The organism is Tsuneonella sediminis (genome assembly GCF_051912845.1).
In the GTDB taxonomy this organism is placed as follows: domain Bacteria; phylum Pseudomonadota; class Alphaproteobacteria; order Sphingomonadales; family Sphingomonadaceae; genus Tsuneonella; species Tsuneonella sediminis.
Genome location: NZ_JBNCBU010000003.1, coordinates 126,419 through 139,633 on the forward strand (window position 1 = coordinate 126,419; position 13,215 = coordinate 139,633).

Annotated in this window: 14 protein-coding genes and 1 tRNA gene; 14 read left to right on the forward strand and 1 reads right to left on the reverse strand. The window is 65.8% G+C overall.

What is annotated here, in order from left to right; translation table 11 throughout:
- The first annotated feature begins 60 nt into the window (after nucleotides 1–60).
- From bamA to rpmE, 4 genes are all read left to right on the forward strand, one after another.
- A complete protein-coding gene (gene bamA, locus ACPV3N_RS12500) occupies nucleotides 61–2,751 on the forward strand; it encodes an outer membrane protein assembly factor BamA (RefSeq protein ID WP_440118255.1) in 2,691 nt (896 codons plus the stop codon).
- Complete coding sequence (locus ACPV3N_RS12505) at nucleotides 2,751–3,437, forward strand: OmpH family outer membrane protein (protein WP_440118257.1); 687 nt, start codon at nucleotides 2,751–2,753, stop codon at nucleotides 3,435–3,437. The genes bamA and ACPV3N_RS12505 overlap by 1 nt, the downstream gene beginning before the upstream one ends.
- A 23-nt stretch (nucleotides 3,438–3,460) precedes the next feature.
- Nucleotides 3,461–3,937 (forward strand): 3-hydroxyacyl-ACP dehydratase FabZ, encoded by a 477-nt coding sequence (gene fabZ, locus ACPV3N_RS12510; RefSeq protein WP_440118259.1) that lies wholly within the window; start codon nucleotides 3,461–3,463, stop codon nucleotides 3,935–3,937.
- A 96-nt stretch (nucleotides 3,938–4,033) separates the two neighbouring features.
- Entirely contained in the window at nucleotides 4,034–4,258 is a 225-nt protein-coding gene (rpmE, locus tag ACPV3N_RS12515) for a 50S ribosomal protein L31 (RefSeq protein ID WP_259962688.1), read from the forward strand.
- Between the two features lie 56 nt (nucleotides 4,259–4,314).
- Here the strand turns inward: rpmE and ACPV3N_RS12520 are convergent, their stop codons facing one another.
- Nucleotides 4,315–4,947, reverse strand: coding sequence for a prolyl hydroxylase family protein (locus tag ACPV3N_RS12520; protein ID WP_440118261.1), 633 nt, complete (start codon nucleotides 4,945–4,947; stop codon nucleotides 4,315–4,317).
- 179 nt (nucleotides 4,948–5,126) lie between these two features.
- Here ACPV3N_RS12520 and ACPV3N_RS12525 point away from each other — a divergent pair.
- The 10 genes from ACPV3N_RS12525 to ACPV3N_RS12570 all read left to right on the forward strand — a co-directional run bounded on the left by ACPV3N_RS12525 (nucleotide 5,127) and on the right by ACPV3N_RS12570 (nucleotide 13,215).
- A tRNA-His gene (locus ACPV3N_RS12525) sits at nucleotides 5,127–5,203 on the forward strand.
- A gap of 60 nt (nucleotides 5,204–5,263) precedes the next feature.
- A complete protein-coding gene (locus tag ACPV3N_RS12530) occupies nucleotides 5,264–6,325 on the forward strand; it encodes a Leu/Phe/Val dehydrogenase (protein WP_440118263.1) in 1,062 nt (353 codons plus the stop codon).
- Between the two features lie 78 nt (nucleotides 6,326–6,403).
- The gene (gene ccmC / locus ACPV3N_RS12535; protein WP_440118265.1) at nucleotides 6,404–7,123 is read left to right on the forward strand and encodes a heme ABC transporter permease CcmC; all 720 of its coding nucleotides are present in this window, start codon (nucleotides 6,404–6,406) and stop codon (nucleotides 7,121–7,123) included.
- Nucleotide 7,124: 1 nt separating this feature from the next.
- Nucleotides 7,125–7,262 carry a hypothetical protein gene (locus tag ACPV3N_RS12540; protein ID WP_440118267.1) on the forward strand — a complete coding sequence of 46 codons (138 nt, stop codon included), beginning with the start codon at nucleotides 7,125–7,127 and terminating at the stop codon, nucleotides 7,260–7,262.
- A complete protein-coding gene (gene ccmE, locus ACPV3N_RS12545) occupies nucleotides 7,259–7,732 on the forward strand; it encodes a cytochrome c maturation protein CcmE (protein ID WP_440118269.1) in 474 nt (157 codons plus the stop codon). Before ACPV3N_RS12540 ends, ccmE begins: the two co-directional genes overlap by 4 nt.
- Nucleotides 7,729–9,672 carry a heme lyase CcmF/NrfE family subunit gene (locus ACPV3N_RS12550; protein WP_440118271.1) on the forward strand — a complete coding sequence of 648 codons (1,944 nt, stop codon included), beginning with the start codon at nucleotides 7,729–7,731 and terminating at the stop codon, nucleotides 9,670–9,672. The genes ccmE and ACPV3N_RS12550 overlap by 4 nt, the downstream gene beginning before the upstream one ends.
- Entirely contained in the window at nucleotides 9,669–10,199 is a 531-nt protein-coding gene (locus ACPV3N_RS12555) for a DsbE family thiol:disulfide interchange protein (RefSeq protein WP_440118273.1), read from the forward strand. Before ACPV3N_RS12550 ends, ACPV3N_RS12555 begins: the two co-directional genes overlap by 4 nt.
- Nucleotides 10,193–10,600: a cytochrome c-type biogenesis protein gene (locus ACPV3N_RS12560; RefSeq protein ID WP_440118425.1), complete on the forward strand. Its 408-nt coding sequence runs from the start codon at nucleotides 10,193–10,195 to the stop codon at nucleotides 10,598–10,600. Before ACPV3N_RS12555 ends, ACPV3N_RS12560 begins: the two co-directional genes overlap by 7 nt.
- On the forward strand, nucleotides 10,597–11,223 hold the full coding sequence (locus ACPV3N_RS12565; protein WP_440118275.1) for a tetratricopeptide repeat protein: 627 nt from the start codon (nucleotides 10,597–10,599) through the stop codon (nucleotides 11,221–11,223). The genes ACPV3N_RS12560 and ACPV3N_RS12565 overlap by 4 nt, the downstream gene beginning before the upstream one ends.
- A gap of 81 nt (nucleotides 11,224–11,304) precedes the next feature.
- The gene (locus tag ACPV3N_RS12570) at nucleotides 11,305–13,215 is read left to right on the forward strand and encodes a potassium transporter Kup (protein ID WP_440118277.1); all 1,911 of its coding nucleotides are present in this window, start codon (nucleotides 11,305–11,307) and stop codon (nucleotides 13,213–13,215) included.

Sequence of the window (13,215 nt, forward strand, 5' to 3'; positions counted from 1 at the left end):
CTGGCGACACGGAGCATACCTGAGCACATGACTTGTTATCTGGACGGGAGTCCCACGTCGATGAAGGCACGCGATACAGCCGGTAGCATTAGCCGGCCGGGTCCGGCGAAACTGGGCCTGTCGCTCCTGTGCGGAACGATCCTCGCCGGCATGCCGGTCGCCGCGTCTGCGCAGGTTGCGCCGGCAACGCCCGCGCCGGCTGCGCCCGCGCCGCAGGCCGACGTTATCCGCACGATCGCCGTGTCGGGAGCCGAGCGCCTCGAGCCGCAGACGATCGTCTCGTACATCCGCCTGCGGACGGGCCAGGTCTATACCCAGGCGGCTGCCGACCAGGCGCTCAAGGACCTGTACGCGACCGAGCTGTTCGCCAGCGCCAGCATCGTCAACAACAACGGCGATGTCGTGATCACCGTGGTCGAGAACCCGGTCATCAACCGCGTCGTTCTGGAGGGCAACAAGCGGATCAAGAACGACAAGATCGTGCCCGAGATCAAGCTGGCGCCGCGGCAGATCTTCACCCGTTCCAAGGTCCGCGCCGACGTTGCGCGCATCGTCGAGCTCTACAAGCGGCAGGGCCGCTTCGCCGCGACGGTCGAGCCCAAGATGGTCGAACTGTCGCAGAACCGCGTCGACGTCGTCTTCGAGATCAACGAGGGCCCCAAGTCGAAGGTTCGGCAGATCAACATCCTCGGCAACGAGGCGTTCTCCGACGGAGAGCTGCGCGGCGAGATGCTGACCAAGCAGGCTCGCCTGTCGAGCTTCCTGTCGTCGCGTACCAGCTACGATCCCGATCGTCTGGCGTTCGACCAGCAGAAGCTTCGCCAGTTCTACCTGACCCAGGGTTACGCCGATTTCCGCGTGGTCTCGGCAGTGGCCGAGCTGACCCCCGACAAGCGCGATTTCATCATCACCTACGTCGTCGAGGAAGGTCCGCGCTACAAGTTCGGCGATGTCGCCGTGCAGAGCGAGCTACGCGATTTCTCGAGCGACGCCCTGACGCGCAACCTGCCGATGCAGCAGGGCGACTGGTACGACGCGAAGATGGTCGAGGACACGTCGGAACAGTTCAAGGAACTGGCGGGCACGTTCGGATATGCATTCGCCGAGGTCGAGCCCCGGTTCAGCCGGAACAAGGACGACCTCACGATGGACGTCACGTTCGTCCTGCGCGAGGCGCCCCGCGTCTATGTCGAGCGGGTGGACGTCAACGGCAACACGCTGACGCAGGACAAGGTCATTCGCCGGGAATTCCGCTTGGTCGAAGGTGACGCGTTCAACAGCCTGCAGGTCAAGCGGACCGAGAACCGCATCAAGTCGCTCGGGTTCTTCCAGGAGAACTTCGAGATTTCGCAGAAAGAGGGCACGACCCCCGATCGTATCGCGCTCGAGGCCAACGTCGAGGAGCAGGCGACCGGCCAGCTCCAGCTTTCCGCCGGTTTTTCGTCGATCGAAAGCTTCATCCTCGCCGCGTCGATCCAGCAGCGCAATTTCCGCGGCCGCGGCCAGACGGTCGGCGCGGGGGTCAACTATTCGCGCTACTCCAAGAGCGCGAACATCAGCTTCTCGGAGCCGTACGTCTTCGATCGCAACATCTCTGCCGGGATCGACATTTACCGGCGCGATCTCAACAGCTTCAACTACCTCAACAGCAACCGCAACACGACCTTCCAGCAGACCACCACGGGCGGTCAGCTGCGGCTGGGCGTTCCGCTTACCGAGTACACCTCGCTGATCGGGAGCTATACGCTCAACTTCGACAGCGTGACGCTGGACCGCAACCAGTTCTTCACCAATCGCCTCGATCCGCCGAATCTCACGTGCGATCCGCTGCTTGCCGGCCGCTACCTGTGCGAGGCGGTGGGCGACCGGACGAGTTCGATTCTCGGGCTGACCTTCGCCTATGATTCGCTCGACAGCCGTCTGCGTCCCACGCGCGGCCGCTCGGCCTCGATCACGGGCGAGTTTGCCGGCCTGGGCGGATCCGTGAAGTATGCCCGCCTGCGTGGCCGGGCGGCCCAGTACTTCCCGCTCGGCAAGGGCTTCATCTTTTCGCTCCAGGCCGAAGGCGGTGCGATCGAGGCGCTCGAGGGCGGAAACGTCCAGCTGACCGACCGCTTCTTCCTCGGTGAACCGCAGATCCGCGGCTTCGACATTCGCGGCGTGGGGCCGCGCGTGCTGCGCCAGCCCATCATCGCCGATCCCGACAGCGCCGATCCGGCGAACCCCGATCCGCTCGTCATCACCGATCGCAACCGGGTCTCGGACGACGCGCTGGGCGGGAAATTCTACTACTTGGGCCGGGCCGAGCTCGAGATTCCGCTCGGCAGCGGGGTCAAGGAGCTGGGGCTGCGGCCGTCGATATTTGTCGATGTGGGTGCGCTCTGGGGCGGCCGCCGGCCCGCCCTGACGACCAGCCCGTTCCCTGACGGCATCAATTTCCCGCAGCGCGACGCGAACGGCGATCCGCTCTTCACGCAAACCGTCATCAATCCCGATGGCACGACGACGTCCACGCTCGTCACGACCCCGTTCGCGCCCGACGGTTCGGCCAACACGCCGCTGACCAACAACGTCCCGCCCTTCCAGGAAGTCTTCCTCGGAGACAGCCCCAGCCCGCGCGTTTCGGTGGGCGTAGGGGTCAACTGGAATTCACCCTTCGGTCCGTTCAGGATCGATTTTGCCCAAGTCCTGTTGAAGCAGCCCGGTGATGACACCAAGCGCTTCACGTTCAACGTAGGAACTCAATTCTGATGACCAAATTCCCCAAGAACCTGACCAGGATCGCCCTGGCTGCGGGTGTCGCCATTGCCACCCTGTCCCCGATCGCCGCGGCGCCCGCCGCAGCGCAGATCGTCAAGGGCATCGGCGTCGTCAGCCTGCCGGCGGTCGTTGCCAATTCGAACGCTTTCAAGGTGGCCCAGCAGCAGCGTCCGGTCACCTACAAGCCGCAGATCGACCAGGCCGAGGCACGCCGCGCCGCCATCGCCGCGCAGCTCCAGCCGCTGGTCGACAAGTTCAACAAGGACCGCCAGGCCAACCCGAACAACCCCGCGCTGCAGCAGCAGGCGGCAGCGATCCAGCAGATCCAGCAGTCCGGTCAGCAGGAACTCCAGCAGCTGATCCAGCCGATCGCGCTGAGCGAAGCCTATGTCACCGAGCAGATCGAGGACAAGCTCGACGCCGCGGTGCAGGCTGCCGCCAAGAAGAAGAACGTCCAGCTCATCCTCGACCCCACGCAGGGCGCCGTCCTTTATGCCGACGCGGCCTACAACATCACGCAGGACGTACTGAACGAACTCAACGCGTTGCTGCCCTCGGCGCAGCTGGTTCCGCCGCAGGGCTGGGTGCCGCGCCAGATGCGCGAGCAGCAGGCCGCGCAGGCCGCCGCGCAGGGCCAGGCTCCGGCGAATAATCCGCCGGCCGCGACCGGCCGCTGAGCGAAGGGCGAGGGGCAGGGCCGATGAGCGAGGACACTGCAAGCCCCGATACGGGAGCGTACGACATCCTCAAGGTGCTCAAGGCCCTGCCGCACCGCTATCCGTTGCTGCTCGTCGACCGGGTCCGGTCGATCGAGCTGGGGACGCGGATCCACGCCGTGAAAGCGGTCTCGTTCAACGAGCAGTTCTTCCAGGGCCATTTCCCGGGGCGACCGATCATGCCGGGCGTCTTGCAGATCGAGGCGCTGGCGCAGGCCGCCGGCGTGCTCGGAATCGAGACGTTCGAGCTCGCCGGATCGGGCAAGCTCGTCATCTTCATGGCAATCGAGAACGCGAAGTTCCGGGCGCCCGTCGAACCCGGGTGCCTGCTCGATCTCGAGGTCGAGTTTACCCGCAAGTCGAGCCGGGTGTGCAAGTTCAAGGGCCGCGCGAGCGTCGAGGGGAACACGACCTGCGAGGTCGAGTTCACTGCGATGATCGCCGATCCTCCCAAGGACTGATCGGCGCTTGCCAAAACGTGCCCCCGTCGCTAGGGGCGCGCCTTTCCCACCACAGCTGGACCGGTCGGAACCGTTCCGAGGCTAAGGAGACACGCGATGAAGACCGAAGGTCACCCCGACTACCACATGATCACCGTCAAGATGACCGACGGTACCGAGTTCCAGACCCGTTCGACCTGGGGCGCTGAGGGCGACGTGCTCGCGCTCGACATCGACCCGACGAGCCATCCGGCGTGGACCGGCGGCAAGCAGCAGGTTTCGGAAGGTGGCCGCGTCGCCAAGTTCAACCAGCGCTTCGGCGGGCTCACGCTCAAGAAGTAATCCGGCCTGCGACTGGAGATCAGGAGGGCGGTCCCGCAGGGCCGCCCTCTGTCGTTTCAGCCCCAGGGCTTCTCGCGATACCACTTGGTGATCACGTACTTCACGCCCTTGCGGACCTTCATCCCGTGGTGGAGCGTGCCGGGATTCGGGCTTCCGTCCGCGCGGCGGTTGTTCCAGGCGAGCAGTTTGCCGGTTTCTGGCTGGACGATCTTCCTGGGCACCCCGAACCGGGTGCCGCCGCCAGCCTCGACGGCGTTGAGGTAGACCATGAAGGTCCAGGTTCGCTGACCGGCGATCGAACAGTAGCGGTCGTAATCGGCGCCCCCGGGTTCGAAGTAATCGGTGTGCGCTTTGAATTCCTGACCGACTGCATAGCGCTGGCCCTGCACCGGTTCGCCAAATTCCGGGTCGATGCCGTTGAGCGCGAACAGCCGTGCCTCGAGATCGAGGACGCTGGGTTCGGCGGGGTCGAGATCGCAGGTTTCACTGGTGCGAAAATAGTCGTCGCCATTGGGATCGGCGATCGTCGATGGCCGGCGGTTGGCGTCGATCAGCGCGATGAGCTGGCGGCACAGGTCCTGCGGCAGAAACCCGCGCAGCTGGAACAGCTCGAGCTTGGGAAAAGGGGCGCGCTGAATCCCCGGCACCTGCATGAGTACGTGGGCCGAAGATTCGCCGGGTGCCACCATGGCTTAAGACTACGCGAACCAGCGGTGCGAAACAATCTTGCGCGCATGGATGGGATGCGCAGTTTTCGCTTCCCAAATCGCGGACCTTATGCAACAGGCCCTCGCCCGTGCCGGAAGCGCCTTGACGGTGCCCCGCGCGGCTTTCATGGCCCCCCATCACGGCATGCCGGGGGCATGTGGCGATCGTAGCTCAGTTGGTTAGAGCGCCGGTTTGTGGTACCGGAGGTCGGGGGTTCGAGACCCCTCGATCGCCCCATTTCCCCCATTCTTTGCCAAACGATTCCAGCGCGGTGGCCTGCGCGATGTGGGGGCTTTCATGACGGCTTTCTGGACCCAGGCGGACTACGACGACCACGAATTGGTGCAGTTCGTTCGCGATCGCAATTCGGGTCTCACGGCGATTATCGCGCTGCATTCGACCCATCTCGGGCCGGGTGCCGGCGGGACACGCTTCTGGCATTACTCCGCGCCGGCGGATGCCATGCGCGACGCGCTGCGCCTAAGCCGGGGGATGAGCTACAAGAATGCGATGGCCGGCCTGCCGATGGGCGGGGGCAAGGCGGTTATCCTTGCCGACCGGAACCGGGCCAAGACACCCGAAATGCTCGCTGCGTTCGGCGATGCGGTCGAGGCTCTGGGCGGCAAGTACGTTACCGCGGAAGACGTCGGTATCAGCGAGGCCGACATGGTCGCCGTGTCGCAGCGAACCGGCTATGTGTCGGGCCTGCCGGTCGGCGAAGGGCAGGCGGGAGGCGATCCGGGGCCCTTCACGGCGATGGGCATCTATCATGGTATCAAGGCGGCCGTCGCACACAAGCTCGGCAAGGACAGCCTCGATGGCGTCAGGGTCGCCCTGCAGGGAACCGGCAGCGTCGGCGGCGGTGTTGCCCGGCTGCTCGCGAAGGACGGCGCGCGCCTGATCGTGGCCGACGTCGATGAAACTCGTGCCGATGCGCTGGCGAAAGAAGTCGGCGGCGAGTCGGTTGCCCCCGAGCAGATCATGTCGGTCGCCTGCGACGTCTTCAGTCCCAATGCGCTGGGTGCGATCCTCGACGAGGAAGGGATCGCCCGGCTCGACTGCGCGATCGTGGCAGGCGGAGCCAACAACCAGCTCGCCCGCGCGGAACACGGCAGGCTGCTTGCCGAACGCGGCATTCTCTATGCCCCCGATTACGTGATCAACGCCGGGGGCATCATCTCGGTGACGCTCGAATACCTTGCCCGCACGAATGGCGAGCCTTGCGACATCAACGAGGTGAGGAAGCGGATCGCGCACATTCCCGACAGGCTGGTCGCGATCTGGGAGGAAAGCGACCGCATCGGTGTCTCCGCCGACGAGGTGGCGGATCGCATGGCGCAGAAACTGATCGGGCGCTGAAGCGGAAGGGGTGAATAGCCCCATCGAGCCCTTGCCGCATCGACCCGGGACTGCCAAAGCGGCGCCTACGGTTATCCGATGCACGGTTTCGCCAATCCCGCCCGCTTCCTGCGCATTGCCCGCCCGCTGACTCCATGGCTCCTTGGCCTCGGACTGGCGATTGCGGGAGGCGCGATCGTGTGGGGGTTTGCCGCGGCCCCGGCCGAGCGGTTGCAGGGCGAGACCGTCCGCATTCTCTTCATTCACGTTCCGACCGCCTGGCTGGGCATGGCGGGATGGACCGCGATCGCCGGCGCGAGCGTTGCCGAGCTCGTCTGGCGGCATCCGCTCGCGGCGATCGCCGGCCGCGCGGCGGCGCTTCCGGGCGCCGTGTTTACCGCTTTGTGCCTCGCCACCGGATCGCTCTGGGGGCGGCCCGCATGGGGAACCTGGTGGGAGTGGGACGGGCGGCTGACCAGCATGCTCGTACTGCTGTTCCTTTACTTCGGTTACATGGCGCTGGCTGCGGCCTCCGCGCGCGAAGGAGCGCCTTCGCGGATACCGGCGATCTTCGGCATCGTGGGCGTCGTCAACGTGCCGGTAATCCACTACTCGGTGCTGTGGTGGTCCTCGATCCACCAGCCGCCGAGCATCAGCACCGGCGGATCGGCGATGGCGCCGGAATATCTGGTGCCGCTGCTGGTTTCGACCCTGGGCTTTACGCTGCTGTTTGTTGCAATAGTGCTCATGCGGATGCGCGCGCTGTTGGCCGAGGCGCAGGTCGAGGCGCGGCTGCGCCGCCGGGCGCGCGAGGGCTAAAGTGAGAGAATCGCTCGATCCGTGGCCCTTCGTCATTGCCGCCTACGCGCTGGTCGTCTCGGCGACCCTGATCCTGGCCGGGTGGAGCTGGCTTGCGATGCGCCGGGCCGAACGGCGCCGCGAGGAGTCCCGCAAGTGAACGATGAAGCCGCCCGCCGTCCGAAGGCGAAACACCAGAGGCTCGCCCTTGTGGTCCTTGCCCTGGTGGTGCTCCTCGCCGCGGCAGTCATCGCCACGTGGGCGCTACGCAATCAGGCGAGCTACTTCTATGTGCCGAGTCAGATCGCCAAGGATCCCCCGGCACCGGGCCGCGCCGTCCGGCTCGGCGGAATGGTCGAAGACGGATCGATCGTCACCCAGGGCGATGGGGTGACGATCGAATTCGTCGTCGGGGACGGTGATGCCCGCGTGCCGGTGCGCTATTCGGGAATCGTGCCCGATCTGTTCGTGGAAGGGTCGGGCGTTGTTGCGGAAGGGCGGATGCAGGCGAACGGCACGTTTCTGGCTGACACCCTGCTTGCCAAGCACGACGAGAACTACGTGCCGCGCGAACTCGAGGCGATGACGGCGGCCCAGAAGAAGGCCACCGTGGCCGAAACGACGCAATGATCGCCGAACTCGGTCTGGCGGCCCTGTGGATGGCCGCGGCGCTCGCCGCGCTGCAGCTCGTCGCCGGGTTTCTCGCGGCACGCAGAGACGATGCCGAGATCGCCCTGCTCGTTAGGCCGGCGGCGATCGTTCAGGGCGCGCTGTGCGCGTTCGCATTTGCGATGCTGCTCTGGCTGTTCGTCCGGACCGATCTGTCGGTGAAACTGGTCGCAATGAACTCCCACTCCGACAAGCCGCTCGTCTTCAAACTTGCCGGTGCGTGGGGCAATCACGAAGGGTCGATGCTTCTTTGGGTCACCGTGATGAGCGCGGCCGGCGCGCTCATCGCGTTGGTCGAGCGGCGGCTGCCCGAGCGCACGATGCAGGCGACTCTCGCGGCGCAGGGCTTCGTCGCGCTGGGCTTCTACGCGTTCCTCCTGTTCAGTTCCAACCCGTTCGAGCGGCTGCCGCTCCCCGCGCTCGAGGGAAACGGCCTCAACCCGCTGCTGCAGGACATCGGACTCGCGTTCCATCCGCCCACGCTCTACCTCGGCTACGTCGGCCTCTCGGTCGCGTTCAGCTTCGCCGTGGGGGCGCTGCTGACGCGGCAGGTGACCCCCCAATTCGCCCGCGCAATGCGCCCGTGGGTCCTCGGCGCGTGGATCTTCCTGACAGTCGGCATCACCGCGGGCTCTTACTGGGCCTACTACGAGCTCGGCTGGGGAGGCTGGTGGTTCTGGGACCCGGTCGAGAATGCCTCGCTCATGCCCTGGCTTGCCGCCACCGCGCTCCTACATTCGGCGAGCGTGCTCGCCGCGCGCGATGCATTGCGGGCTTGGACGATCATGCTCGGAGTGGTCGCATTCTCGATGAGCATGGTCGGTACCTTCCTCGTGCGCTCGGGAATCCTGACCAGCGTGCATGCCTTCGCGGTCGATCCCGAGCGTGGCTCGTTCATCCTCGTACTGCTGGCGATCTACATCGGCGGGGCGCTTGCCGTGTTCGGCCTGCGTGCAGGCTCGGTGGCGGAGGGTAAGAAGTTCGAGGCTGTCAGCCGTGAGGGCGCGCTGGTGATCAACAACGTGCTGCTCTCCGCCATCCTCGGCGTCGTTCTGCTTGGCACTCTCTATCCCCTGCTGACCGAGGCGTTGGGCGTGCGGGTGTCGGTGGGACCGCCCTATTTCGATCCGGTCGGGGCGATCTTCGTGGTCCCGATGCTGCTGGTCATGCTGGTCGGGCCACTGCTGCGCTGGGGCCAGGATCGTCTCGCGCGGGTGCGGCGGAGCGCGGTTATGGGCGGTCTTGCCGTCCTCACCGGGCTGCTCGTGGCGATCGCACTCGGCGCCGGCGTCCTGCCGTTGATCGGTCTTGCGCTGGGATTGGGACTCGCGGTGGCGAGCGTGCTCCCGCTCAGGGGCCGCAGCCTGCGTCGCGTGCCGCTGTCGACGTGGGGCATGGTGACCGCCCACTTCGGCATCGCGGTCGCGCTGCTCGGTATGGCGAGCGAGAGCGCTTTCAGCGAAGAACGGCTGGCTGCCGTCAAGGTGGGCGAGCAGGCATCGATCGGTCCGTGGTCGGTTACTCTGGCAGCGGTCGATCCGGTTGCGGGGCCGAACTGGACCGCGCTCGAAGGGGTCATGCTTGGCAGCTATCGGGGCGGCGAGCCGATCGCGCTTCGCCCGCAGGCGCGCAGTTTCTGGTCGCCACCGCAGGAGACAACCGAAAGCGCGCTCGCGACGCGCTGGAACGGCCAGCTCTACGCGGTTCTGGGCAAGGCTGCCGATGGCGAGCGGTGGCAGGTCCGGCTGTGGTGGAAGCCGTTCGTCACACTCATCTGGTATGGCGGCCTACTGGTGGCGCTGGGCGGGCTGCTGGCCCTGATCGGACGCGTGCGCGATGACCTGAGGCGGCGCTATGTCACCCGCAAGGCATCCGAGCGCAGGGCCGAGGTGGGAGCATGAAACGCTGGCGCTTCTTTCTTCCGCTCGGCGTTTTCGCGCTGTTTCTCGGCATCGCCGGTTACCAGCTGACGCAGCCCAAGCAGGATTTCGTCCGCTCCGAGATGATCGGTCGGCCGATGCCGCAGTTTGCCATGCGGCCGGCCAGCCCCGATCGCCCGGGCCTTGCGCTGGCGGATCTCAAGGACGGGACGCCCAAGCTGCTCAACGTCTGGGCGAGCTGGTGCATTCCCTGTGCCGCCGAGGCGCCGCACCTGGCTGCGCTCAAGGCGCGCGGTGCTCCTATTGTCGGCGTCGCGATCCGGGATCGTCCCGAGGACGTGGCGGCTTTCCTCGAACGCTACGGAAATCCGTTCGACCGCATCGGCGCCGACGACCTGAGCGAGTTGCAGCTGGCGATCGGCAGTTCCGGCGTGCCCGAGACCTTCGTGATCGATGGCAAGGGGATAATCCGCTACCAGCATATCGGCGACATCCGGGCCAATGATGTGCCGGTCATCCTGGAGAAGTTGCGGGAGGCGGGATCTTGAGAACGCTGGCGGTTCTTGCCCTTGCATTCACTACCCTGCCGCTTTCGGCGCAGGATGCGATGCCGCCCGCTCCCTATGCGTACAGGCAACTGGAGGATCCTGGGCTCGAGGCACGCGCGCAGGGCCTCATGGAAACGCTGCGCTGCCTGAAGTGCCAGAGCCAGTCGATCGCCGACAGCGATGCACCGATGGCAGGCGACATGCGCCACCAGGTCCGCACCCGCATCGCCGCCGGAGAGGACCCCGAAGCGATCCGCGAGTGGATGATGACGCGGTACGGTGACTACGTCAGTTACGCACCCGTCGTCAGCCGAACGACATGGCCGCTTTTCGCCGGACCGCTCGTCCTGCTCGCGCTTGCGGCCTTCATGATCTGGCGGCGCTTTCGGAGGGGCGGGTGACCTTCGTTCCCATCCTGCTGCTTGCTGCCGGCGCGTTCGGGTTTGCCGTGGTCGCGCTTCGTCTGCCGCGCACCGGGTGGGCCTTGCTGGGGGCCACGCTGCTGTTCGGGCTTACCGGGTATGCCCTGCAAGGGTCTCCGGGGCAGTCCGGCTCCCCCAAAGCCGCCGGGGGCGATCTTGCTGCGGAAGGTGCCGAACTGGTCGAGGCGCGCCGCGCAATCTACGGGCCTGCGCCGCCGAGCCGCTTCGTGACGGTCGCCGATGGGTTCGCCCGGCGGGGACAGTTCGCCGACGCCGCGGGGATCCTGCGCGGATCTCTGGAAGGGCAGCCCAACGATCCGGAAGCGTGGCTCGCGCTGGCCAACGCGCTCATGGAACATGCGGGGGGGCAACTTACCCCGGCGGCGGTCTATGCCTACGAACAGGCCGAGCGCGCCGATCCGGGGCAACCGGGGCCCGGCTTCTTCCTGGGCGTGGCGTTAATCCGCAGCGGACGCCTGATGCAGGCGCGCTCGCTGTGGGCGGACATGATCGAGGATGCTCCCGAAGACGCGCCATGGCGGGACGGGCTCGAGGAGCGGCTGACCCGTCTCGACGCCCTGATTGCCCAATCGGGCGGGTGAGAGGCCGTAAAGCGTGGCCGATTGCCGACCCGTCGGCCGAGTGCTAAGCGCCGCCGCCTTCATGGCAGGAATCGAGCCTCGATGAGTCAAGCGCTCGCGCACGGTGCCGGCGGCGACAAGACCGTCAGCGCCAAGGCCAAGCTCGCATTCGGTGCGATCGGCATCGTCTTCGGCGATATCGGCACCAGTCCGCTCTACGCATTCCGCGAGACATTCGTCGGTCCGCACCCGCTCGCTCTGGACACCCTCCATGTCCTTGGTGTGGTCAGCCTGATCTTCTGGTCGATGACTATCGTGGTGTCGCTCCAGTACGTGTCGATCCTCATGCGCGCCGACAACAAGGGGCAGGGCGGTAGCCTCGCCCTGGTCGCGCTGATTTCCCGTCAGCTCGGCAAATCGCGATACGGCTGGATCGCCGTGCTGCTTGGGGTGTTCGCCACGGCTCTTTTCTATGGCGACAGCATGATCACCCCGGCGATCTCGGTGCTTTCGGCAGTCGAGGGGCTGACCGTCGTGAATGCAGGCCTTTCGCATCTCGTCATCCCGATCGCCCTCGTGCTGCTGATCCTGTTGTTCTTCCTGCAAAGCCGCGGGACGGCGAAGGTCGGCGCACTGTTTGCTCCGGTCATGATCGTCTACTTCACGGTCATCGCGGGGCTGGGGATCGCGCAGATCGTCCAGCATCCGGAAATCCTGGCCGCGCTTAACCCGTGGTACGCGGTCCAGTTCTTCATCGTCGACAAGACGCTTGCATTCCTTGCGCTGGGTTCGGTCGTGCTCGCGGTGACCGGGTCCGAAGCGCTCTATTCCGACATGGGCCACTTCGGGCGCGGCCCGATGCGGCTGTCCTGGTTCGGCTTCGTGATGCCGTGCCTCCTGCTCAACTATTTCGGCCAGGGAGCGATGATCCTGAGCCTCGACGCCGCCGCCGCGGCCGAGGCGATCACCAGCCCGTTCTTCATGCTCGCCTCGGAGCAGTTCCGTCTGCCGCTGGTGATCCTGGCGACCTTCGCGACGTTCATCGCCAGCCAGGCCGTGATCTCGGGGGCGTTCTCGATCACGCACCAGGCGATGCAGCTGGGTTTCATCCCCCGTCTGTCGATCCGCCACACGAGCGAGACCGAGGCGGGCCAGATCTACATCCCCAGCATCAACTGGGCCCTGTTGATCGCGGTAATCGTGCTGGTGCTGACTTTCCGCAACTCGTCGAACCTTGCCAGTGCCTACGGCATCGCGGTGACCGGTGCGATGCTGATCGACACGTGCCTGATGGGCGTGCTCTTCATCGGCGTGTGGAGATGGAAACTCTGGCTGGCGATCCCCGCGCTCGCGGTGTTCTTCCTGGTCGACGGGGCCTACTTTGCGGCCAACATCACCAAGGTTCCCGATGGGGGCTGGTTCCCGCTGCTGATCGGCGGGATCGCCTTTACCCTGCTGACCACTTGGGCGCGCGGACGCAAGCTGATGCGCGAGCGGATGAGCGAGGTGGCTCTCCCGATCTCGATCTTCGCCAAGAGCGCCCGCAATTCGGCAACGCGCGTTCCGGGCACGGCGATCTTCATGGCGTCGAGCAGCGGCGGGGTGCCGAGTGCGCTTCTGCACAACATCAAGCATAACAAGGTGCTGCACGAACGGGTGGTGATCCTGACCGTGCAGATTGCCGACGTACCCTACGTGGACCCCGAGGAACGCTTCGAGATCCACGATGTTGGCGACGGCTTGTTCCGCGTGATCCTGCACTACGGCTTCATGGAGGAAACCGACGTGCCGGCTGCGCTCAAGAACATCGGCGAATGCGGCGGACTGTTCGACATGATGCAGACCAGCTTCTTCCTCAGTCGCCAGACGCTGATCGCCAGCAAGAAGCCCGGAATGGCCGTATGGCGCGAAAAGCTGTTCAGCTGGATGCTGCGCAATTCGGCGACCGCGATGGAATTCTTCCGGCTGCCGACCAACCGCGTGGTCGAACTGGGCAGTCAGGTCGAGATCTGA